General features: G+C 70.2%; 18 protein-coding genes and 1 tRNA gene. 10 read left to right on the top strand and 9 right to left on the bottom strand.

Annotated features, from left to right (window positions below; all coding sequences use genetic code 11):
- The first annotated feature begins 3 nt into the window (after positions 1 to 3).
- The 5 genes from G531_RS0115950 to G531_RS25815 are packed head-to-tail and all read left to right on the top strand — an operon-like array spanning position 4 to position 8,672.
- Complete coding sequence (locus G531_RS0115950) at positions 4 to 4,155, top strand: type VII secretion protein EccC (RefSeq protein ID WP_026927993.1); 4,152 nt, start codon at positions 4 to 6, stop codon at positions 4,153 to 4,155.
- Complete coding sequence (locus G531_RS0115945; RefSeq protein WP_026927992.1) at positions 4,155 to 5,387, top strand: S8 family serine peptidase; 1,233 nt, start codon at positions 4,155 to 4,157, stop codon at positions 5,385 to 5,387. Before G531_RS0115950 ends, G531_RS0115945 begins: the two co-directional genes overlap by 1 nt.
- A gap of 1 nt (position 5,388) precedes the next feature.
- Positions 5,389 to 6,180: a glycerophosphodiester phosphodiesterase gene (locus G531_RS0115940; RefSeq protein ID WP_026927991.1), complete on the top strand. Its 792-nt coding sequence runs from the start codon at positions 5,389 to 5,391 to the stop codon at positions 6,178 to 6,180.
- Positions 6,181 to 6,227: 47 nt separating this feature from the next.
- Complete coding sequence (locus G531_RS23320) at positions 6,228 to 7,820, top strand: glycosyltransferase family 87 protein (protein WP_051215609.1); 1,593 nt, start codon at positions 6,228 to 6,230, stop codon at positions 7,818 to 7,820.
- Between the two features lie 24 nt (positions 7,821 to 7,844).
- The gene (locus G531_RS25815) at positions 7,845 to 8,672 is read left to right on the top strand and encodes a DUF2510 domain-containing protein (RefSeq protein ID WP_026927990.1); all 828 of its coding nucleotides are present in this window, start codon (positions 7,845 to 7,847) and stop codon (positions 8,670 to 8,672) included.
- A gap of 18 nt (positions 8,673 to 8,690) precedes the next feature.
- Here G531_RS25815 and larC read toward each other — a convergent pair whose 3' ends face one another.
- Positions 8,691 to 9,965, bottom strand: coding sequence for a nickel pincer cofactor biosynthesis protein LarC (gene larC, locus G531_RS0115925; RefSeq protein WP_026927989.1), 1,275 nt, complete (start codon positions 9,963 to 9,965; stop codon positions 8,691 to 8,693).
- A 13-nt stretch (positions 9,966 to 9,978) separates the two neighbouring features.
- Positions 9,979 to 10,680 carry a nickel pincer cofactor biosynthesis protein LarB gene (larB, locus tag G531_RS23315; RefSeq protein WP_051215608.1) on the bottom strand — a complete coding sequence of 234 codons (702 nt, stop codon included), beginning with the start codon at positions 10,678 to 10,680 and terminating at the stop codon, positions 9,979 to 9,981.
- A gap of 41 nt (positions 10,681 to 10,721) precedes the next feature.
- Between larB and pheA the strand changes: the two genes are divergently transcribed.
- The gene (gene pheA, locus G531_RS0115915) at positions 10,722 to 11,705 is read left to right on the top strand and encodes a prephenate dehydratase (protein WP_373277278.1); all 984 of its coding nucleotides are present in this window, start codon (positions 10,722 to 10,724) and stop codon (positions 11,703 to 11,705) included.
- A gap of 7 nt (positions 11,706 to 11,712) precedes the next feature.
- Here pheA and G531_RS0115910 read toward each other — a convergent pair whose 3' ends face one another.
- Positions 11,713 to 13,293: a bifunctional phosphatase PAP2/diacylglycerol kinase family protein gene (locus tag G531_RS0115910; RefSeq protein WP_051215607.1), complete on the bottom strand. Its 1,581-nt coding sequence runs from the start codon at positions 13,291 to 13,293 to the stop codon at positions 11,713 to 11,715.
- Between the two features lie 46 nt (positions 13,294 to 13,339).
- On the opposite strand from G531_RS0115910, the gene serS reads away from it, so the two are divergent.
- Positions 13,340 to 14,611, top strand: a complete 1,272-nt coding sequence (gene serS / locus G531_RS0115905) for a serine--tRNA ligase (protein WP_026928001.1) — start codon at positions 13,340 to 13,342, stop codon at positions 14,609 to 14,611.
- Positions 14,612 to 14,766: 155 nt separating this feature from the next.
- Entirely contained in the window at positions 14,767 to 15,546 is a 780-nt protein-coding gene (locus G531_RS0115900) for an HAD family hydrolase (protein WP_026927986.1), read from the top strand.
- A 33-nt stretch (positions 15,547 to 15,579) separates the two neighbouring features.
- On the opposite strand, the gene G531_RS23310 is transcribed toward G531_RS0115900, so the two are convergent.
- From G531_RS23310 to G531_RS0115875, 4 genes are all read right to left on the bottom strand, one after another.
- On the bottom strand, positions 15,580 to 16,155 hold the full coding sequence (locus G531_RS23310; protein ID WP_051215606.1) for a WhiB family transcriptional regulator: 576 nt from the start codon (positions 16,153 to 16,155) through the stop codon (positions 15,580 to 15,582).
- Positions 16,156 to 16,553: 398 nt separating this feature from the next.
- Positions 16,554 to 17,111, bottom strand: coding sequence for a bacterial proteasome activator family protein (locus G531_RS0115885; protein ID WP_026927985.1), 558 nt, complete (start codon positions 17,109 to 17,111; stop codon positions 16,554 to 16,556).
- A gap of 16 nt (positions 17,112 to 17,127) precedes the next feature.
- A complete protein-coding gene (locus G531_RS0115880) occupies positions 17,128 to 18,255 on the bottom strand; it encodes an aspartate-alanine antiporter-like transporter (protein ID WP_026927984.1) in 1,128 nt (375 codons plus the stop codon).
- Positions 18,256 to 18,267: 12 nt separating this feature from the next.
- The gene (locus G531_RS0115875; protein ID WP_245630420.1) at positions 18,268 to 19,251 is read right to left on the bottom strand and encodes an NAD(P)H-quinone oxidoreductase; all 984 of its coding nucleotides are present in this window, start codon (positions 19,249 to 19,251) and stop codon (positions 18,268 to 18,270) included.
- Between the two features lie 97 nt (positions 19,252 to 19,348).
- Between G531_RS0115875 and G531_RS0115870 the strand changes: the two genes are divergently transcribed.
- Positions 19,349 to 19,435 (top strand) — tRNA-Ser (locus G531_RS0115870).
- Between the two features lie 33 nt (positions 19,436 to 19,468).
- Positions 19,469 to 19,930, top strand: coding sequence for a hypothetical protein (locus tag G531_RS23305; RefSeq protein ID WP_051215605.1), 462 nt, complete (start codon positions 19,469 to 19,471; stop codon positions 19,928 to 19,930).
- Positions 19,931 to 19,942: 12 nt separating this feature from the next.
- Here G531_RS23305 and G531_RS23300 read toward each other — a convergent pair whose 3' ends face one another.
- Both G531_RS23300 and G531_RS23295 read right to left on the bottom strand, forming a co-directional pair.
- Positions 19,943 to 21,418 (bottom strand): LCP family protein, encoded by a 1,476-nt coding sequence (locus G531_RS23300; RefSeq protein WP_245630421.1) that lies wholly within the window; start codon positions 21,416 to 21,418, stop codon positions 19,943 to 19,945.
- Positions 21,419 to 21,618: 200 nt separating this feature from the next.
- Complete coding sequence (locus tag G531_RS23295) at positions 21,619 to 22,737, bottom strand: LCP family protein (protein WP_051215603.1); 1,119 nt, start codon at positions 22,735 to 22,737, stop codon at positions 21,619 to 21,621.
- Positions 22,738 to 22,983 lie beyond the last annotated feature (246 nt).

The following is a 22,983-nucleotide window of genomic DNA, read 5'->3' as shown; positions in this document are numbered from 1 at the left end:
GCCGTGGGCACCATCACCTTCACTCGGCCGAAACGCGCCGGCGGTCCGCGGATGCCCCGCGGCGATCTGCTGCTGGAGGCACCCCCGGAGATCCCGCCGCCGCAGGGCAAGGCCAACTTCGGCGTGATTCTGCGGATGCTGCCGATGGTCGCCGGCGCCGGCGCGATGGCCATGATGATGATGTCCAACTCGGGTTCCCGCGGTCCGCTGGGGGCGGTGATGGGCGGCCTGTTCGGCGTCTCGATGCTGGGCATGATGCTCACCCAGACCGGCCGCAGCAATGACGACCAGGCCCAGGAACTCGATGCCGCCCGGCGGGACTACTTCCGCTACCTGGGCCAGATGCGCAAGCGGATCCGGGGCACCGCCGACGAGCAGCGCCGCGCCACCTTGTGGATCCACCCCGACCCGGCCGGCCTGTGGACCGTCGCCGGGACCCGACGGATGTGGGAACGGCGCGCCACTGAGGACGACTTCGGCTCGATCCGGGTCGGGCTGGGCATGCAGAACTTCGTGCAGCGGATCACCCCACCGGAATCCAAACCCGTGGAGGATCTGGAACCGCTCACCGTCGGCGCGCTGCGCCGGTTCATGGCGACCCACCGCCGGGTCCGCTCGATGCCGATCTCGCTGGATCTGCCCAGCTATCACACCATCTCCCTGATCGGCGAGGACGGTCCCGGGGGCGGCTCCGCGCGGCGGCTGGCGTACGCGATGGTGGCCCAGCTGACCACCTGGCACGCACCGACCGACCTGCGCCTGCTGGTCTGCTGCTCCCCGGAGAACGCGCACTGGTGGGAATGGGCCAAGTGGCTGCCCCACCTGCAGCATCCCGAGCACACCGATGGGGTCGGCCCGGTCCGGCTGTTCGCGACCGGCCCGCAGGACCTGGCCCGGGCCGCCGACGGGCTGGGCACCGCCGGGGAGACGGCGCGCCAGATCGTGCTGATCACCGACGGCGTCGACGGCCTCGCCGCGACCCAGTTCGCCGGCCCGGGCAGCACCGCCACCACGCTGGACATCTCCCGGCTGACCGAGGTACCCCGCCGGGTGGAGCCGGGCTCGGTCGTGCTGGCCGTACGCGCGGGCGAACTCACCGTGCACCTCCGCCACGGCGCGCAGACCGAGGCCCGCCGGATCGGCCCGGCCGACCAACTGCCGATGGTGCAGGCCGAACTGCTCGCCCGGGAACTCGCCCCCTACCGGATGCCCACCGGCGCCGCGGTCACCCCCGAGGAGGACGAGGAGGAGGTCGAGGCGCCGGCCTTCGAGGCGCCCAAGGACTATCCGACGATGCTCGGGATCGGCGACCCGGCCGCCCTGGACCCCGGTCGGTCCTGGAAGCCGCGGGCGCTCGCCCATCGACTGCGGATCCCGGTCGGCAACGGCGTCGACGGCCACCCGGTCGAACTCGACATCAAGGAGGCGGCGATGAACGGGATGGGCCCGCACGGGCTCTGCATCGGCGCCACCGGTTCGGGCAAGTCGGAGTTCCTGCGGACCCTGGTGATGGGCCTGGCCGCCACCCACCCGCCGGATCAGCTCAACTACGTCCTGGTCGACTTCAAGGGCGGCGCGACCTTCGCCGGGCTGGAGGAACTCCCGCACGTGTCGGCGGTGATCACCAACCTGGAGGGCGAGCTCACCCTGGTCGACCGGATGCAGGACGCGATCGGCGGTGAACTGGACCGGCGGATGGAGGTGCTGTCGCGGACCAACGCGCTGCTGAAGAACCGCGACATCAAGAACCGCGAGGAGTACGACGCCGCCCGCCGCGACGGCGCCGACATCCCGCCGATGCCGAGCCTGTTCATCGTGGTCGACGAGTTCTCCGAACTGCTCACCGCCCGCCCGGAGTTCATCGACCTGTTCATCCAGATCGGTCGCATCGGCCGCTCCATCGGGGTCCACCTGCTGTTGGCCTCCCAGCGCCTGGAGGAGAGCAAACTGCGCGGCCTGGACACCTTCTTGTCCTACCGGATCGCGCTGCGGACCTTCTCCCCGCAGGAATCCCGCACGGTGATCGGCGTCCCCGATGCCTACGAGTTGCCCAGCGCGCCCGGCAACGGCTACCTCAAGTACGACACCACCCACCTGGTGCAGTTCAAGGCCGCCTACGTCTCCGGCCCATGGAAGGGGTACGCCGCCCCGGCCCGCAGCAGCGCCGGCGGGGGACCGGCCGATGCCGGCGCCGGTCTGGACGAGGGGCCGAGCGCGACCTGGATCCCGCCGGTGCTGCAGTTCACCGCGTACCCGGTCGCCCCGGTCGAGCCGCCCGCACCCGTCCTGCTCGCGCGTGGACCCGTTGCGCCGGCCGACGGCGCTCGACCGGGCGCCGAGCCGGCCGTCGAACCCGCGCCTGCGCTTGCCCCCGAGAAGGACGAGGAAACCCTGCTCGCCCTGGTGGTGGACCGGCTGCGCGGGCACGGCTGGCCGGCCCATCAGGTGTGGCTGCCGCCGCTGGATGAACCCGACACGCTCGATCTGCTGCTGCACAACCAGTTCGGCGAGGCCGGCGACCTGGTCGAGGTCCCCGGCCGCGGCCTGACCACCGCCGATCCCCGGATCCACGGCCGACTCCGGGTCACCCCGGCCCTGGTCGACCGGCCCCGCCAGCAGCGCCGCGACCCGCTCTGGCTCGACCTGTCCGGAGCCGCCGGGCACCTCGGCATCGCCGGCGGTCCGCAGGCGGGCAAGTCGACCGCGTTGCGCGCCACCGTGTGCGGGCTGGCGCTCACCCATACCCCGGCCGAGGTGGCCTTCTACTGTCTGGACTTCGGCGGCGGCGCGCTGGCCTCCCTGCGCGACCTGCCGCACGTCGGCTCGGTCTGCGGCCGCCTCGACGTCGACCGGGTCAAGCGGACCGTCGCCGAACTGACCTCCCTGCTCACCGCCCGCGAAATCGCGTTCGCCGAACACGGGGTGGAATCGATGGCGGCGTACCGGCGTGGCCGGGCCACCGGGCAGATCCCGGCCGACCGGTTCGCCACCGACGTGTTCCTGGTCGTCGACGGGTGGATGACCCTGCGCCAGGAGTTCGACGAACTCGAACAGACGATCACCCAGCTCGCCCAGCGCGGCCTCAGCTTCGGCATCCACGTGATGGCGGCGGCCGGCAAGTGGTCGGAATTCCGGCTCGCGATCCGCGACCTGTTCCAGTCCCGCCTCGAACTCAAACTGGGCGACCATTTTGAATCCGAGATCAACCGCAAGCTCGCGGTCAATGTCCCCAGCGGGCGACCCGGCCGCGGCCTGTCGCCCGACGGGCTGCACATGATGGTCGCGCTGCCCCGGATCGACGGCTCCCGCGACGTGGAGACCCTGCCCGACGGGGTCCGCGCCCTGGTCGGCCGGATCCGGGCCGCCTGGCCCGGCCCGAAGGCCGCCGAGGTCCGGATGCTGCCGGATTCGCTGGCGCCCGAACTGCTGCCGCAGATCACCTACGACGGGGTGCACCGGTCCTGGCCGCTGGGGGTGGACGAACTCGAACTGGCCCCGGTCTGGTACGACGCGGCCGCCGAACAGCACCTGGTCACCTTCGGGGCGCCGGAGTCGGGCAAGTCGACGGTGATCCGGACGATGCTGCAGGGCATCATGGCGCGCTACCGGCCGAACGAGGCGAAGGTGCTGCTGCTGGACTACCGCCGCTCCCATCTCGGCCTGCTGCCCGAGGAGTACCTGCTCGGCTACTGCGCCTCCTCCGAGGCGGCCACCGAGACCGCCAAGAACGTGGCTGCCGCGGTTCGCTCCCGGCTGCCCGGACCGAAGGTCACCCAGGAGGAACTGCGCAACCGGTCCTGGTGGAAGGGGATCGAGGTGTTCGTGGTCGTCGACGACTACGAACTGGTCGCCACCTCCCTGGGCAACCCGCTGCAGCCGTTCTACGACATGGTCTCCCAGGCCAACGACATCGGCCTGCACATCTACCTCGCCCGCGCGATGGGTGGCGCCGGCCGCAGCGGCTTCAGCGACCAGATCATCGCCCGGGCCCGGGACAACCAGCAGCCGGCCCTGATCCTGTCCGGCACCCGCGACGAGGGCGCGCTGTGGAGCGGGGTCAAGGCCTCCCCGCAGCCGCCGGGGCGCGGCACCCTGGTCACCCGCGGCGGGGCGGTGCTCGTGCAGACCGTGCACACCCCCGAGGAGGCGTACTGATGCGGCTGCGGTCGCTGCTGCGTACGCTGGCGGTCCTGCTGGGCGTGGCGACCCTGACCGCGACCTTCCAGCACCCCGCGTACGCCGTGGGCGAGGGGGAGGCCTTCGACCCGAGCACCTGCGCGGCATTCCGGAAGAACACCCCGAGCCAGGCGTGGCAGGTGAGCCGGCTGCACCCCGAACGGGCCTGGCCGATCGCGACCGGCAAGGGAGTCCGGATCGCGGTGATCGACACCGGGATCGACACCGTCGAGAATCCCGCCCTCACCCGCAACAACCGGCCGCTGATCACCGAGAGCCACAACTTCGCCGGGTACGACAAGGTCAAGGGCCAGGGCACCAGGGTGAGCACCGACTGCCAGCACGGGACCCAGGTCGCCTCGCTGATCGTCGGGCACACCGATGACCGGGCGACCAACTTCTCCGGGATCGCCCCGGACGCGACGGTGATCTCCCTGCGGGCCCTGCAGCAGACCAAAGCCGAGCAACCCGAACCGCTCGAGCCGACGGTGAAGGCGATCCAGAAGGCGATCGAGCTGCGGGTCAACGTCATCAACATCTCCCAGCAGGGCTCGGACACCCCCGAGTACCGGCAGGCGATCCGCAGCGCGATCAACGCCGGGATCGTCGTGGTCGCCGCCGCGGGAAACCTCGGCGGGCAGAACGTGCCACCGCCGTTTCCGGCCGCCTATCCGGGCGTGATCGCGGTCGGCATGAGCACCGTCAACGACGTCGCCGAACCCCGCTCGCAGTACCACCGCGACCTGCAGGTCAGCGTCGCCGCGCCCGGCGAACAGGTGCTGCTGGCCAACCCGTCGGAGCAGCACAACCAGTCCTGGCAGGCCGACACCGGCACCTCCTACGCAGCCCCGATCGTGTCCGCGGTGGTCGCGCTGATCCTGGAGAAGTACCCCGACCTGACCCCCGCCCAGGTGCGCCAGCGCCTGGAGTCCTCCGCCGATCCGCCGCGCGCCGCGGTCCCGGACCGGCAACTCGGCTACGGGATCGTGAACCCGTACGCCGCCCTCACCGTCATCTCCGGAAACTCCACGCCCGGCCCGTCCCCGGTGCCGACCGGGTCCGCGCCGCACCCGATGGCCGCCCAGCGGGACAGCCTCGGGCCGCGGCTCGGCGCCCTCGGGATCGGGGTGGTCGCGATCGGGCTGACCGCCGTCGCGATCGCGGTGAGCATGGCCTACCCTTTCGGGCAGAAGCGCTCCTGGAAGGCCTGATATGCCCACCGAGTCTGCCCCCCACACCGTTCCCCTCGAAGTCGTCGCCCATCGGGGCTGGTCGGGTACCGAACCCGAGCAGACCCGCGCGGCGTACACCACCGCCATCGCCCGTGCCGCGGCCGCCGGCCGCCCGCTCACCCTGGAGTGCGACGTGCACTTCAGCGCCGACGGCGAACTCATCTGCCTGCACGACCTGACCCTGCAACGGACCGCCGGCCGGCCCGAGCAGCTGGTCGACCTGCCGCTGGCCCAGCTGCGGGAGATCGATTTCGGCTCCTGGAAGGTGACCGACCCGACCCCGGACCAGGCCGCGGTGATGGCGCTGACCGACCTGTTCGACCTCACCGCCGCCGCCCGCGCGCGGGGCGAGCAGATCTCCCTGGCGGTGGAGACCAAGCATCCCAACCCGCGCGGGGGAGCCGTCGAGGAGGCCCTGGCCCGGCTGCTCACCGACTACGGCTGGTACCACCCGGACTCGCCGGTCCGGATGATCTCCTTCGCCCCCGAGGCGGTCGCCGCCATCGGCCCGCGGCTGAAGCGTTCCCTGCTGCTGGCCGAGCTGGGGCCGTACGCGTCCGGCGAACTGCCCCCCGGCGTCGACACCGCCGGGATCTGGCTGAAGACGCTGCGGGCCGACCCGGACTTCGTCGCCCGGGCCGCCGCCCACGGCAATCAGGTCCACGTCTGGACCGTCAACGAGCCCGCCGACATCGAGTTCTGCCTGGCCGCCGGGGTCACCGCGATCACCAGCGATCACCCGGATCGGGTCTGGAGCGCGATCGCCGGATAGCTGCGGCGCAGCTAGGCTGGTGCGGCTACCGAGGAGAGGGGTGGTGGGTGAGCGCCACTACACAGGAGGCCGCCGAGACCGAACCGACCCAGGGATCGGGCCGGGTGCCGTGGCACCGCAATCCGCGGTTCGCGATGATCGGCATGGTCTGTTTCACCGTGCTCGCCCTGGTGTTGGGCGGCATGGGGGCCAGTGGGGTCGCTCTCGATGTCGGCACCGGACCGGGTCTGCTGCCGCCCTATCAGCTCGACCGGCGCATCCCCGACATCGTGGTCGCCCCGTTCGGCTGGGCGCTGATGATCTTCGGTGGGGTGTGCTGGCTGGTCGCGCTGCGGGCCCTGGCGTACGGCTGGCGGCCGAACCTGCGCCGACTGTTCGTCGGCGGGCTGCTGATGAACCTGGCCGCGGTGCTGGTCCCGCCGATGACCAGCGCCGATGTGACCATGTACGCCTCCTACGGGCGACTGTTCAACCTCGGCATCGACCCGTACACCACCACTCCGGCCGAGGTCTTCCGGACCCAGTTCGATCCGATCCTGGCCGTCACCGAGCAGCCCTGGCAGGACGCGCTGAGCGTCTACGGGCCGATCCTGCTGTGGATCCAGTCCCTGGCCAACCATCTCGGCCAGAACAACCCGCACAACGTGATTGCCTGGCTGCAACTGTCGTGTGTGCTGGCCCTCATCGCCCTCTCGGTGGTCGTGGTCCGGATGGCCGGGAGCGATCCGCAGGTCAAGGCCCGGGCGATGCTGCTGACCATCGCGTCCCCGGCGATGGCCTGGGCGATCTCGTTCGGCGCGCACAACGAGGCGGTCGCGGTCGCCCTGGTGATGGTCGGCTTCTTCTTCCTGCGCAAGAATCCCTGGCTGGCCGGGCTGTTCGTCGGACTCGGCGGGTCGGCCAAGGTGACGGTGGTGCTGTTCGGGCTCGGCATGCTCTGGGCGTACCGGCATCAGCCCCGCAAACTCATCGCCGCGGTGATCGGCGCCGCGATCCCGATCACGATCAGTTATGTGGTCCTGTTTCCGCAGGCGTTGCTGACCGCGACCCAGAACTCCGGCTACCTGCTGTCGACCACTTGGACCGCCGGGATCAGCTACCTGCTCGACCCGTTCCTGCGCTGGCAGGACCTGCACCCGACGCTGACGGTGCTGTCGTACCTGCTGATGGTGCTGCTGGTCTGGCTGTTCTCCCGGATGCTGCCCTGGAAGGGCGCCCCCGGGCTGGCGGCGGGGGAGGACCCGCGGGAGGATCCGCTCACCATCGCCTGCCGGACCACGGTGATCCTGGCCGCCGCGTGGGTGTTCTCCTCGATGTGGTCGCTGCCCTGGTACGACGTGATGGTGTACGCCCCGCTGGCCCTGCTCGGCTGGTCCCGCTTCGACATCCTGATGGCCGGGCGGACCGCGCTGCTCAACATGAGCTACATCCTGGCCCGGGATCTGCCGTACGCCCCGCTGGCCCAGGTCGCGCAGAACCGGATGCGCGATGTCGTGAGCACCCTGATCAGCGTCACCTTCATCGTGCTGATCGTGCTGTGGTGGCACCGCGGCGGGTTGCGCCGGGGCAATCACACCAAGCAGCCCGATCCCGCCGACGACCAGTCGATGGTCGAGGCGTACCGGATCCCCACCTCGTAGCACTTCGGCGACCCAGGAGGACCCGTGCCCGCCGCCCAGAAACTGCCGCCCCGCCCGGGCTGGTACGCCGACCCGGCCGACCCGGACGCGGGCTTTCGCTGGTGGGACGGGCAGGGCTGGACCGCGCTGTGCAGCCCGAGTGATGAGGCGGCCTGGCCGACCCGGCCGCTGCCGCACCAGGTGCCCGTACCGCAGCCGCGCCGGCTGCGCCGCCTGCTCCCGGCCGCGGTGACGGTGGTGGTGATCCTCGCCCTGGTCGCGATGTCGATCGCCGGGCAGCGGATGGGTACGCCGCCGGCGCCCGGCGAGGTCGGTCCACCGACGGTGATCAACCCGGCACCCCGGCAGTACAACCCGTTCAACACCTCCGACACCGAGACCATCGTGGTCTACGAGCAGATCGCCTTTCCGGTGCGTTTTCGGGACCTGAACCCGCTGCGCGGGCAGGATCTGCCCGGCGTCCTGCTGCCGGCCAAGGCGTACCGGGCGCCCACCTCGAAGCCGGGCACCGCGGCGGTGCTGGTCGGGATCATGCACGATGCAGTGGTCGCGCCCACCGCCGAGGAGAGCGCCCGGCTCGCCCTGAGCGCCGGCGTCCCCGCCCTGTACGCCGGGAACGTGACCGCCGGGGAGATCTCCGTCGCGGCGTACCCGCAGGTCCGCGGCGCGGTCATCGCCACCACCCGGCCGCAGAACAGCGTGAACCGGGACACCGTCACCCTGATCGCGGTGCCGTTCGAGGCCGGGGCGGTGACCGGCTACGGGGTCTGGCTCAGTGTGGTCAGCGACAACGCCGACCCGGCCGCGGTGGTCGAGGTCGAGGCCTCCCAGCGCGGAATCCGCCGCCTGTGACGCGGTGACCCGGGAGGCTCAGCCCGGCTGGGCCCAGTACGCCGCGATCGCCAGCGCCATGATCTCCTTCACCGGACGACCGAGCTCATCGGCGGCCCGGGCCACATCGCGATACTCCGGCTGCGCATTCACCGGGTAGCCGTGCAGGGACGCGATCTTCACCGCGATCAACTGACCCTCCACATCCACCCGGACCATGGTGCGCGGCAACTCGTGCTTGCGGACCACACTCAGTTCGCGCATCCCGATCGTGGTGGTCTCCCGCGCCATCACCGTCAGCACCGATTCCCGCTGGTCGTCGCGACACAGCACGGTCAGCATGTGCCCCGGGCGGCCCTTCTTCATCAGCACCGGGGTCAGCCAGGCATCGGCCACCCCGACATCGAACAGCTTGTCCAGCACCCCGGGCCACAGCCGCGGATCGAGGTCGTCGACATTGGTCTCGATCAGGATCGGGATGCCCAGCGGTTCACCGACCGCGAGCGCGGCGGTGTCCGGCTCGGCGGTGGGCAGCGGGGGCAGATGCAACTGCGCCGGGGTGCCCAGCACCAGCCGGCACACGTTCGCCAGTTCGGGCAGGTCCCGACTCCCGGCCCCGACCCCGATCCGGTCGATCACCATGGCGGGCATCGGCCCGAACCCGGTGCACCACGAGGCCACCAGCGCCGCCCCGGTCGGGGTGGTCATCTCGGCGGCGACCGGACCGCCCTGCACCGGGACATTCCCGTCGCGGACCAGTCGCAGCACCGCCGGACCGGGGATCGGGACCCGGCCGTGTTCGCCGGTCGCCTGGTCGCCCCAGCCGAGGGTCAGCGGGGAGCAGACCAGTTCGGCGATGCCCAGGTCGTGCAGCGCGGCCGCACAGCCGACGATGTCGCCGATCGCATCCAGGGCGCCGACCTCGTGGAAGTGCACCTCCTCGGGCCGTACGCCGTGCACGTCGGCCTCGGCCCGGGCCAGCGCGGCGAATACCTGGAGCGCCTTCTCCCGGACCTCCTCGACCAGGTCGGCGGCATCCAACAGTTCCCGAACCTGCGCCCAGGTCCGGTGGTGCTGGTGGTGGTGCGCGGCCGCGGGACTGTCCGCGGCGGCACCGGTGGCGGTGTCGAGCACGGTGGCCTTGACCGCCTGCAGCGAGTGGCGTTCGGTCGGCTCCACGGTCACCGCCAGCCGCGGGTCGACCGCGGCGACGGCCCGACGCACCACCGTCAGGTCCGCGCCGGCGTGCAGCAGCGCCCCCAGCAGCATGTCGCCGGCCACCCCGGCGCCGGCATCGATCCAGGCGATGGTCACCTCGGCCCCTTCCTCAGTTCCGCCCGCGCGCGGCCCGGGCGATCCGGGCGGCATGCACGGCAGCGGAGAAACCATTGTCAATATTGCTCACAACCACCCCGGGCGCGCAGGAGTTCAGCATTCCCAGCAACGCCGCCAGCCCCCCGAAGGAAGCCCCGTACCCGACCGAGGTGGGCACCGCGATCAGCGGCGTACCACTCAGGCCGCCGACCACCGACGGCAGCGCGCCCTCCATTCCGGCGATCACGATCAGCGCATCGGCGTCGACGAACTCGGGTCGGGCATCCAGGATCCGGTGCAGTCCGGCGACGCCGACGTCGGTGATCCGGCGTACGCCTGCGCCATACACCCGCAGGGTCGTGGCCGCCTCCTCGGCGACCGGCAGATCGGAGGTGCCCGCGGCGATCACCGCGACCGTGCCGACCGGGGCGGGCAACGGGCCGAGCACCGCGGTCCGGCCGACCTCGTCCAGGACGGCGTCGGGGAGCAACCCGGCCAGATGCTCCAGCGCCTGCGGGCTCAACCGGGTCGCCAAGATGGCCCGGTCGGGATGGGCGTCCTGCAACCGGACCAGCAGCTGCTCGATCTGGGCCGGGGTCTTCCCGGCGCCGTAGACCACCTCCGGGTCCCCGGTCCGCGCGAGCCGGGACAGGTCGGGCCGGGCCCAGTCCCCCTCGGGGGCCCGGGTCGGGTCCGGCTCGGTCTCGTCTGCCACGGCTGGGACTCTACTCGACCCGACGGGGCTAGAGTTGCGCCGTGTCCACACCTGCCGCAGCCGCCGCCGAACCGAGCCGTATCCCGACCCCGACCGAGCAGACGTTCGGGTATCTCGGACCGGCCGGAACCTTTTGTCACCAGGCGTTGCTGACGCTGGACACCGCCCACCACCTGCGGCCGTACGCCTCGGTGACGCTGGCCCTGGACGCGGTCCGGGCCGGTCAGGTGGCCGGGGCCCTGGTGCCGATCGAGAACTCCGTCGAGGGCGGGGTTTCGGCGACCATCGACAACCTCACCTACGGCGAACGGCTGATGATCACCCGCGAGGTGGTGATCCCGGTGCAGTTCAACCTGTGCGTCCGCCCCGGCACGAAGTTCGAGGACATCAAGCACGTCCTGACCCACCCCCATGCCGCCGCCCAGTGCCGGCTCTGGCTGGCCCGGGAACTGCCGCACGCGGCGCTGACCGAAGGCGGGTCCACCGCCGGGGCCGCCGAGGAGGTGGCCGACCCCAACTCCAAGTACGACGCGGCCATCTGCGCCGGGATCGCCGGCGACATGTATCACCTGGACGCGATCCGGACCGGGATCGCGGACAACCTGGAGGCCTCGACCCGGTTCGTCCTGGTCACCCGGGTGGGTGCTCCGCCGGCCCCCACCGGTGCGGACAAAACCACCCTGGTCGTCTTCATGCAGGCCGATCACTCCGGTGCGCTGCTGGACATCCTGCAGCAGTTCTCCACCCGCGGGGTGAACCTGACCCGACTCGAGTCGCGCCCGACCCGGACCACCCTGGGCAGCTATTCCTTCTCCTTCGATGCCGAGGGCCACATCGCCGACGCCCGGATCGCCGACACACTGATGGGGCTGCGGCGGACCAGCAAGGATGTGATCTTCCTCGGGTCCTACCCGCGGGCCGACCAGGTCTCGGTCGCGGTCGGTCGCGGGTTCACCGACGACGACTACGCCGATGCCCGGGCCTGGCTGGAGAGCCTGCGGCACCCGCGCTGGACGGTCCGCTGACCCCGGCTCACTCCATCCGCAGGGTGAGCGCCCCCGGCATGACTTCGGCGTCCAGTCGGGAGCCGGTCCCCTCGGTGTCGCCGTCGAGCTGGTAGGAATCGCTGCGGTCGGCGACGATGCTCACCCTGCGGCCGCTGAGCCGGTCCAGGCCGGGTTCGGAGCCCTTCTTGCGGGTCAGCACCCGGGAAGCCACCCGGGCCCAGTCCGCCGGCGTACGTGGGGAGGCGACCAGCAGATCCAACTCGCCGTCCTCGGCGCTGGCCCCGGACAGCAGTTCGATCCCACCGGTCACCGAGGACACGTTGCCGATCAGCACCACCGAGGCCTTGCGGCGGAACGGCTCCTCGTCATCGACGGTGATCGTGACCGGCAGCGGCGGATGATTCGCCTGCTGGGCCGCCGAGACGAAGTACGCCGCCGACCCGACGGCCTTCTTCAGGTTCGCGTCGGTGTTCTCCATGATCGCGGCGTCGATGCCGATCCCGGCCATCACCGCGAAGGTGTGGGTGTGCGCCCCGTTGTCGACGTCCAGGCGGATCAGGTCGATCTTGCGGTCGGTGCCCTCCAGCGCGACCCGCAGCGCCCGGGCCTGGTCCAGCGGGATGCCCAGGTTGCGGGCCAGCAGGTTGCCGGTCCCGGCCGGAATCAGACCGAACGGAATCCCGGTGCCGGCCAACTCCTCGCAGATCACCCGGACCGTGCCGTCCCCGCCGGCGCCCAGCACCAGATCGACCTTCTTGCGGATCGCCACCCGGGCCATCTGATGTCCGGGGTCCTGTTCGCTGGTCTCCAGCCAGATCGGCCGGTCGTACCCGTGGGAGTCCAGCTCGTACTCCACGTGCCGGCGGAAGGTGTCCATGTCGCCGACCTTGACCGGGTTGTAGATGATCGCGCAGCGCGGCTTGGGGGCGTCGGGAGCGATCTCGGGGGTGGCCGGGGCCGGCTCGAGGATGTTGTCCGGGAGGATCTTGACGTCGGCGACGATGAGCGCGATGGCGGCGGCAGTGGTGCCCCACAGCAGGCCCCCGACCAGATCGGAGAGCCAGTGCGCGTTCATCACCAGCCGGTCGGCGCCGACCAGCACGACCAGGGCGATCGCCCCGGCGATGGTCCAGCGCTGCACCAGACGCCGGCGCCGGGTGACGGTCACCAGGGCGACGACCATGATCCCGAGCACCGTGGCCGCGGTCAGATGACTCGACGGATAGGACGAGCCGGCATCGGTGATCACATCCAGCGGAGTGTGCGGCCGCGGGGTGCGCAGCAGCAGCTTTGCCAGCAGCACCCCGCCCCAGCCGATCACCACCGACAGCACCAGGGCCAGGGCCAGGTTCCGCAGCCGGCGGGAGTACGCCCAGGCCGCAATGATCAGCAGCGCCAGGTAGGGCAGGCCGGGCCAGGTGAGCAGCGCGAAGGCCGACCAGATCTGGGCGGCCGGGGAGTTCGGGACCAGACCGGGCGGTTGGGTGGCCCGGTCGAGTCCGGCGAGGACACCGGTCGCCGCGAGCACGGTCCAGAGCACGGTTGCGAGCGCTGCCAGCCCGACGATGAGCAGGGCAAAGCGAGAGGGGGCACGCCGGGAAGCCATGCGGGCGAGTCTAGTGTCGAGTAGCGCTCCCACTAGGGTGGGAACCGTGATTGATCCGAAGTTGGTACGCACCGATCCCGACACCATCCGCGACAACCTGAGCGCGCGCGGGGAGTCCCCGGACGTGGTCGACGAACTGCTGGCCGCCGACGCGGAACGGCGCGCCGCGATCGCGGAGTTCGAACGGGTCCGTGCCGAGCAGAAGGCGATGGGCAAGGAGGTCGCGAAGGCGCAGGGGGAGCAGAAACAGGCCCTGCTGGCCCGGACCAAGGAGCTGGCCGGGCAGGTCAAGGCCGGCCAGGAGTCCGCCAACGCCGCCGACGCCCGGTTCGAGGAACTGCTGCGGCGCCTGCCGAACCTGGTCTCCGCGGAGTCGCCGCGGGGCGGGGAGGACGACTTCACCGTCCTGGAGACGATCGGTACGCCGCGCGACTTCGCCGCCGAGGGGTTCACCCCGAAGGATCACCTGGAACTCGGCGAGCTCCTGGGCGCGATCGACATGGAGCGCGGGGCGAAGGTGTCGGGGTCGCGGTTCTACTTCCTCACCGGGGTGGGCGCCGAGCTCGAACTGGCGCTGATCAACCTGGCGATGACCAAGGCCCGTCAGTGGGGGCTGACCGCGATGATCCCGCCGGCGCTGGTGAAGCCGTCGGCGATGGAGGGCACCGGGTTCCTCGGCCAGGCGGCCCAGGACGTGTATCACCTGGACAACGACGATCTGTATCTGGTCGGTACCGCCGAGGTGCCGCTGGCGGCGTACCACTCCGAGGAGATCCTCGAGGCCGCGTCGCTGCCGCTGCACTATGCGGGCTACTCGCCGTGTTATCGGCGCGAGGCCGGGTCGTACGGCAAGGACACCCGGGGGATCTTCCGGGTGCACTGGTTCGACAAGGTGGAGATGTTCACCTACTGCGATCCCGCCGATGCCGAGGCCGAACATCAGCGCCTGCTGGAGCATGAGAAGGACTTCCTGCAGGCCCTGGAACTGCCCTTCCGGGTGATCGATGTGGCCACCGGCGATCTGGGCCTGTCGGCGGCCCGCAAGTTCGACTGCGAGGCGTGGGTGCCGACCCAGGACAAGTACCGGGAGGTCACCTCGACCTCGAACTGCACCGAGTTCCAGGCCCGCCGGCTGCAGATCCGGGGTCGCTTCGCCGATGGCGTACGCCCGGTCGCGACCCTGAACGGCACCCTGTGTGCGGTGACCCGGATCATTGTGGCGCTGTTGGAGAATCATCAGCAGGCCGACGGGTCGGTCCGGGTGCCGGCGGCCCTGCAGCCGTATCTGGCCGGTCGCGAGGTGCTGACCCCGCAGTGAGCGGGCAGCCACCGGATCACAGGCATGGTTGATCACAGGCATGGTTGATCACAGGCATGGTTGATCACACGCACGAGGCAGGGGATCGGAATGACGAGATGGTGATCAGGGCGGGCTCTGCCGAGGACGTGGTACCCGCCGGCTGGCGGCCCAAGCTGGTCGCGCTGGATATCGACGGGACGGTGATCGACCACGCCGGGCACTTGCCGCTGGCCGTGTTCGAGGCGGTCCAGCGGGCGCTGGCCGCGGGGGCCCGGGTGGTGCTGTCCACCGGGCGGGGCTGGCACGCCACCCGGCCGGTGCACGACGCGCTCCAGTTGCCCCCGGGGCCGGCGATCTCCTCCAACGGGGCGGTGATCGTACGCTATCCGCCGACCCGGATCGTGCGGGAGGTGACCTTCGACCCCCGCGACGTGATCTCCAAGGTGGCCGAGCTGGCCCCCCACGCGCTGATCGCGACCGAGGTGATCGGCACGGGCTACCGGGTCTCGGCCCCGTTCCCGCCGGGGGATCTGGAGGGCGAGTTGATCGAGGAGAGCCTGGAGGAGTTGATGAGTGTGCCGGTGACCCGCGTCATCGTGCGGGACCCGAACTCATCCGACCGGGACTTCCTGGCGCTGGCCGAGCGGCTCGGTCTGCACGGGGTGCAGTACTTCATCGGTTATTCCGCCTGGCTCGACATCGCGCCCGAAGGCGTACACAAGGGTTCGGCGGTGGGCGATGTCGCGGCCCGGCTGGGGATCGCCCAGGCCGATGTGCTCGCCATGGGGGACGGTCGCAATGACATCGAGATGCTGCGCTGGGCGGGTCGTGGGGTGGCCATGGGCGATGCCCCGGCCGAGGTGCAGCAGGCGGCGGATGTGGTGACCGAGCTGTTCGCGGAGAACGGGACCGCGAACGAACTCAATCGGTGGTTCGGGCCGGCCGCCCGGTAGCTCACCGCGGGCACGCCGGCCGGGCGGGGCCGGTCAGGCGGCGCGCCGCTGGTGGCTCGGGGCGACCATCGCCCGGTAGACCGCCAGCACCTCGGCCAGGGCGGGCTTGGCCGGCTTCTTCGGCGCGGGCTTGTCGGCCTCGGCCCGGTGCTTGCGCAGATGGCGCTTGACCGTGGACAGCGAGCAACCGAGGCGATGGGCCAGGGTCTCCAGGCTCTCGTGCGGGTTGGCGTGCCGCAGCCGGACGACCTCATCGTGATCGACCTGACGGTGTCGGGCGGTGACCCCGGCCAGCGTGTCGAAGTCTTCGGGAGCCACGGTGATGCCCAGCTTGGCGCGCATTTCCTTGCGCTGTTGCGGGGTGGTGCCGGCGACGAATCCGGCGACGTCATGGTTGACGACCGCGTCATACAGGCACTGGGTCATCAGGGGGCACTCCAGGCACAGGTTCTGCGCCTTGCGCGTCATCATCATGTACTGGCGGCGATCATCGGCGCACGCGGAGGAGGTCAGCGGTTCCTCGAGCAACGGATGCTGGTAAAGCGAAGCAAACTCCAGGCAACCCTGGGTCGAGGAGTTGGTCTCGGCGGCGATCGTCGTGGGGTGCATCGTGTGTTTCTCCCGAACTCGTTGTTGCGTCCGTTGGTGTGACTGTCGCCGGAGGCTCCGGGGTTCCCCGGATTTTTCTCCGATCTCACATTTCGCGGACTCAACAACGTTCCCATCCGGGCCCGGGCGGTCACTACCGATCAACTACCTGTTCGGCTTAGGTAGTGACCGCCCAGGTGACTGAGTACCGGTGCTCAGATGCACTGTGGCACCTGGGACTATGCACCTGCAATCAGAACATGACCGAGTGGTAACGAGGGTTCAACCCCGCGAACATTTACTAACGTAAATGGAAGGCGGATGTCGGTCAAGTTCGGGCGGACGCTGTTATCGAATGGCAATGCGGCTGTCCCTTATTGGGGGGACAGCCGCATTGGCAGGGGTGTTGTCGGGTCGGGTCACAGGTACATGCCCGAGGAGCCCGGCCGTCCGGGCGGCCCGGGCTCGGCGCCGGGGGCCTGCGGCAGGGCGCGGCGCATCTGCTCGAGCTGGGTCCGGGCCGCGACCTGCTGGGCGAACAGGGCGGTCTGGATCCCGGAGAACAGACCCTCCAGCCAACCGACCAGCTGGGCCTGGGCGATCCGGAGTTCGGCGTCGGTGGGGGTCGCGTCGGCCTCGAAGGGTTGGGTGATCCGGGCCAGCTCGTCGGCCAGCTCGGGGGAGAGGCCGCCCTTGAGCTCCTCGACCGAGGCGGCGTACACCTCCCGCAGGCGCTTGCGGGAGGGCTCGTCGAGGGGTGCGGACTTCACCTCGTCGAGCAGGTGCCGGATCATCTGACCGATGCGCATCACCTTGGCCGGTTCCTCGACCTGGTCGGCCACCGAGCTTGCGCTGGCGCCGCCTTCGGGGTCGGGCGCCGGCTGGATCGCCATGCCCTGCGGACTCACCACGAAGGTGCGTCCGTCCTCGGTCTCGCCGGCCAGAATCTTGGGTCCTTCGTTCTCTGTCTCGCTCACGCGGCCATCCTAGGCTTCACAGCAGAAACGGAATCACGACCACCTTGCTGAGCAGCCCGATCGCGAAGGTCCCGGCGTACCCACCGGCCACCCGGGGATCGCCGGAGCGGGCGGTGGCCGACGACAGCAGGCCCGGTTGACCGAACAGTCCGGCGACCGCGCCGGTGGTCCGGGCGGCGGACTGCCCGAGCAGGAAGCACATTCCGATCAGCAGGCCGCAGGCGATCAGGGTGACCAGCGCGCCGAGGGCCAGCGTACGCAGGCCCATCAGGGTGAATGCCGAGGTCACGAAGGCCGGGCCCGAGGCGATCCCGATGGCCGCCAGGAACAGCATCAGCCCGAATCGGCGCAGCGTCTGGTCGGTGGCCCGGGGCAGCCGCCAGTGCGGTCCGCCGGTACGCCGCAGCGCCCCCAGGAACATCCCGACGATCAGCGGGCCTCCGGCGGCGCCGAGGGCGAAGGTGCCGCCACCGGGCAGCGGCGCCTCGAACAGAGCCACCACGAACCCCAGGGCCAGGCCACCGGTGGCCACGATGATGGCCCGGTTGGTCGCCCGCTCGGTCCCCGGCGCGGTGACGTCGGCCGGCAGGACGTCCGCGGCCAGCGCGACTCCCGGATCCCGGCGGCCGGGCCAGGGGCGACGGATCAGTACCGCCACGATCGCCACCGCGAGCCCCATCCCGACCAGGGAGCCCAGCGCGAAACCCACCGCGGGCAACTGCGAGGCGGTCAGTTCCCGGGCCAGCGACAGTGCCGGGGCCGAGGCGAGCGAGCCGGCGTACGCCCCGAGCACCAGCGATCGACTCACCCCCAGCGCCCCGCCGAGCAGCGTGGCAGCGACCGCGGCCAGCCCCAGGGCCAGCACCGTCGCGGCAATCAGCGGCAGTTGCCGACGGAACCCCCGCAGCAGGGTCTCGCCCGCCTCCAGCCCGACCAGGTAGACGAACAGGCCCAGCCCGAGATCCTGGAACACGACCAGCCGGTAGGCCGGGATGTGCACGAACACCCCGTACGCCAGCCCCGCGATCAGCGTCCCTACCGCGGCCGGCCGCACCGCCCCGAACGGGATCGCGCCGACGACCGCCCCGGCCGCGAGCACCAGGAACAGGCTCAGCAGCAGGTGGTCGGCGAGGAAGGTGAACACGGCAGCTCGGGGTCAGGACACGCGCAGGACCAGCTTGCCCTGATGGTTGCCGGAGTCGAAGTACTCGTGCGCGGCGACCACGTCGTCGAGGTCGAAGACCTTGGTCGGCACCGTCCGGATCTGCCCGGATTCCAGCAGCGGCCAGACGGTGTCGCGGACGGCGTCGATCACCTCCGCCTTCTGGGCGACCGGGCGGGAGCGCAGCGAGGTCGCCATCACCGCACCGCGCTTGTTCAGCAGCTTGCCCAGGTCCAGTTCGGCCTTGCGGCCCCCCATCAGTCCGATGATGACCAGCCGGCCGTCCTTGTTCAGCACATCGACGTTCATCGCGAGGTAGCGGGCACCCTGATTGTCCAGGATCACGTCGGTGCCGCCGAAGTCGAGGACGGCGCGTACCCAGTCCTCACGATAGGAGACCGCCAGATCGGCGCCCAGCGTACGGCAGAACTCGAGCTTGTCCGGGCTGCTGGCAGTGGTGATCACCCGGGCGTCCAGATGTTTGGCGTACTGGATCGCGAACGAGCCGATGCCCCCGGCGCCACCGTGGACCAGGAAGGTCTCCCCGGCACTCAGATTGGCGATCCGCAGGTTCGACACCACGGTGCAGGAGACCTCCACCAGACCCGCGGCGGTGACCAGATCCACCCCCGGGGGCGGCGGCACGATCTGGGCGGCGTTGACCGCGACGTACTCGGCGTACCCGCCGCCGGCCAGCAGGGCCACGCACTCCTGACCGGGCGACCACTGAGTCACGTCCGCGCCGACCTCGGCGATGTGGCCGGAGACCTCCAGCCCGATGGTTTCCGGTTCCCCGGGGGGTGGGGGATAGAAGCCGCGGCGCTGCATCACATCGGCCCGGTTCACGCCGGCGGCGACCACCTTGATCAGGACCTGGTCCGCAGCGGGCCGGGGACGTTCGATCTCACCCACGGTGAGGACGTCGGGCTCGCCGGCTCCATTGGCGATCACGGCGCGCATCATCACATCACTGGACATACGTCCCACCTTAGGGCGCGCCCGCCGACGGCATGCCGCCGGGCAACCCCCGACGGCGACGGTACGATGAATCGACGTTCCGGTGTGTGCCGGACCGGGCGAGATCGCATAGTGGACTAGTGCAGCCGCCTTGAAAGCGGCCGAGCGGGTGACCGTTCCGTGGGTTCGAATCCCACTCTCGCCGCGTACCCCCGACGCCGATCAGCCAGGAGGGGCCGTGAGCGAGCCCAGCGAGTCCACCACCGACGTTGCCACCTATGTGCTGCGACCGGCGCCACCGATCAAGGCCTTCTTCATCGCGGCCGTGCTGATTATTCTTGGCGCGGTGTTCACCGTGACCTCCACCGCGCAGGGCTGGCATGTGGTGGTGACCGTGCTGGCGGTGATCGTGTTGATCGCCGGGGTCGCGCTGGCCGCGATGGCCGTGGTGGCCATGTTGCGCAGCCGGGTCAAGGCTGAGCTCCGCGGCGACGGCTTCCACATCGAGAGCGCCAACGGCATCATTGACGGGCGCTGGAACGACATCACCAAGGCGACCCGATCCGAATCCGGACATCGGATCACCTTGGTGATGCGGGATGACACCGAGCGTCATGTGCTCTCCCCGGTCGGGCGGGAGAACCCCGATATGGCTGCCTTCACCGAAGATCTGGTGGCGCGGCTGCGCAATCGGGACTGAGCGCTCCTGACCTCAGCGGGCGCCGGCCGGGGGATTGGCCAACGCCTGCGCGGCCTCCTCCGGCTTGTACGCACACACTGCCTTCAGATCGTCGGCGGCCGGGGCCGTCGACGTGGCGCCGGGTTGCGGGGTCGGTGCCCAGCTCGCGGCTCCCTCGTCCATCGTGTCGGCGGCGGTCCGGTTGGATGCCCCCGTGGCGCTCGGGGTGGCTGCCGCGCTCGGCCGGGTCGGACGCCAGGACGGCGCCGCCTCGGGGGTCGGGGTCGCGCCCGGCTTGCCGGCGGCGGTGTCGCTGATCGCCTGGGCCACCCGTTCGCGGACCATCGCATAGTTCGGGTTGGGGGAGTAGAACCCGTCCACCCCGTGCTTGAACACGATGCTGCGGGTCTTGCCCTTCTGGATCCGGGTGGACAGGTCCGCGAACGCGGGCAACATGTCGTGCGGAATGTCGGTGAGAATCGTGCCGACGGTCTGCCGGGCAATGTCCTCATAGCGGCTCAGCAGGTTGGCCACATTGGCCTGACTGACCGCTGCCTGGATCACACAGCGCTGCCGATCCATCCGCTGGAAGTCGTCGGCGCCGTACCGGCCGCGGGCGAACCAGAGGGCGTCCCAGCCGTTGAGGTGCTGGTTCGGTCCCGGCCTCAGCCAGCCGTCCGGCGGAATGCCGGCATCGGTCTGGCCGCCCTTGGCGACCCAGGTGTTGATGTTGACCGTGATCCCGCCCAGGGCATTGATCACCCGGGGGAAGGCGTCCAGCTCGATCAACAGGTAGTAGTCGATCGGGATGCCGAGGGCTTCACCGACGCCGAGCTTGAGGGCATCGGCGCCCAGGTTGCTGGTCGGCCCGAGAATGTCGGCGGGCACGCTCTGCGGCACGTTGTCGTAGATGCTGTTGACGAAGTACTCCTGGTCGTCGGCATTGCCGTTGTAGAAGCCGTTCGGGTAGTACTTGTGCAGCGGGGAGTTTTCCGGGAACGGGATCCGGGCCGTGTTGCGGGGCAGCCCGATCAGAACGGTGTCGCCGGTCTTGGTGTCGACCGAGGCGACCATGAGGGAGTCGGTACGGGTGCCGGTGCGGTCACTGCCTGCGTCGCCGCCGAGGAGCAAGATGTTCACTCGAGGCTTCGTCTTCCAGGGATCGCGGGCGTCAAGGTTGGCCTGGGTCGCGGTGTCGGAATTGCCGAACACCCGTTCCAGGACTCGGGCCTGATCGAAGGCGTACCGGCCGCCGACGGCCATCGGTGCGGCGATGGTGAGGCACAACACCCCGACCAGCACAGCTCCGAGCGCCCGACCGGGATTCGTCAGGTGGCGTGGTTTCAGATCGAGGTAGGTCGCCACGATCAGCGCGACCCACGCCAGTCCCACCACCGGGAGCGCAACCATCAGGATGCGCAGGTAGGTGAGATTGAAACCGATGGCGACCAGGGCACCTGGATTGGCGAACCAGGTGATCACCGTCGACAACACAATTACGGCGAACACTGACAGCACTATCGTGCCGATCAGGGGGCGTCTGCCACCCTTGATCAGCCCGAGTCCCGGCAAATACGTACCGAGTGCTGTCCAGCGTGCGCCGAAGCCAAAATCGTCCCGCGGGTCTTTTGACTCACTTGAGGACTCTGTGCTCATAGCACCTCCACTTGTCAGTTGGACTTCGCCATCGTACGCAGCGGGCGGAAATTTCAGCCCTTCGGATACTTGGCCAGGTAGTCGGCCATTTTGTCCTCACGCATTGCGGTGGCGAGTTCGGCCAGCTGCGGTTCGTCCACCAGGGCGATCGACTGGCCGTCGGCGGAGGTGCCGAATCCGGAGATGGGTGCTTGCAGCGAGTGGATCTGGTCCGGGTTGCGGATCTGGGTGCCGAAGGCGAGATCCCGGAACGCCTGGGGGGTCAGTTGCTGGTCGACGGTGATGTAGCGGGCCACCTCATCGACCATGGTGGCGTACTTGCCGGGGTTGGCCAGCACTTCGGGGCTCATCGCCTTGTTGGCGATGCCCTGGATCACCGCGCGCTGGCGCTCGGCCCGGTCCAGGTCGCCGTTGGGCAGTTCGTAGCGCTGTCGGACGTAGACCATGGCTTCATCGCCCTGAATGGTGATTTCGCCCTTGGGCCAGGTGTAGCCCCAGGCGCTGGAGGGCACCTGGTTGTAGACGGTCACTCCGCCGAGGGCGGTGGTGAGATTCATGAACCCACCCAGGTCGATCTCGGCGGCATGGTCGACCTTGACGTTGGTCAACTTCTCCATGGTCTGGGCGGCCAGGGGCGAGCCGCCCCAGGAATACGCGGCGTTGATCTTGGCCTTGGACTCGTGGTCGACCACCTTGTTGGCGGGGATGTCGACCCACATGTCGCGGGGGAAGGAGATCAGGTAGGCGTCCTTCTTGTCCCCGGACAGATGGAACATCATCAGCACGTCGGAGCGGCCGCCGCCGCCGTCGTACTGGTTGTCCGAGCCGATCAGCATGATGTTGAGCGCGGCGCCGGCCGCGGCGGGCTGGCCCGGGTACTGATTGGGCAGCAGGGTGTCGGCCCGCCGGACCTCCTGGAGGGCCTTGTCGATCCGGGAGACGTACCAGTAGGCGCCGAGGCCGGCGATCAGGGCCAGCGTCAGCAGGGCGCCCAGGGAGATCAGCAGCGCCTTGCGGGTGTTCTTGCGTCGGCGGCGTCGGCTGCCGGGCTTTTCCCGGGCCGGAGCCAGTTCGAAGGGTACTCGGGGTGACCGGCTGCTACGGCGCTCGGTGCTCGTGCTGGCGTGTTCGGAATCGCCCCCGCGACCCGGATCTGCCTGATCGGATGACATTGTTCCCCCAGTTTCTGCCGATCGGACCCGACCAGAGTATGCCAGCAGAACACCCGGCCCCAAGATGTGAGCGGGGTGATGAATGGATCAGGGGTGTCGACACTGGGGCGCGGGTGGGCGCCGGGGGCGGGCGCTCGGCCGGGGTGCGGGTTGTGTTCGGTGGCGCGGGTGCTGCAGGGGCCGCGGGCCGGATGTGGACCTGCGAGCGGCCAGGAGGGCCCGCGGGCAGCCAGGAGGACCCGTGAG

Source organism: Granulicoccus phenolivorans DSM 17626 = NBRC 107789 = JCM 15570 (assembly GCF_000423085.1).
In the GTDB taxonomy this organism is placed as follows: Bacteria; Actinomycetota; Actinomycetes; order Propionibacteriales; family Propionibacteriaceae; genus Granulicoccus; species Granulicoccus phenolivorans.
This window is presented reverse-complemented; position numbering and strand designations above follow the sequence as displayed.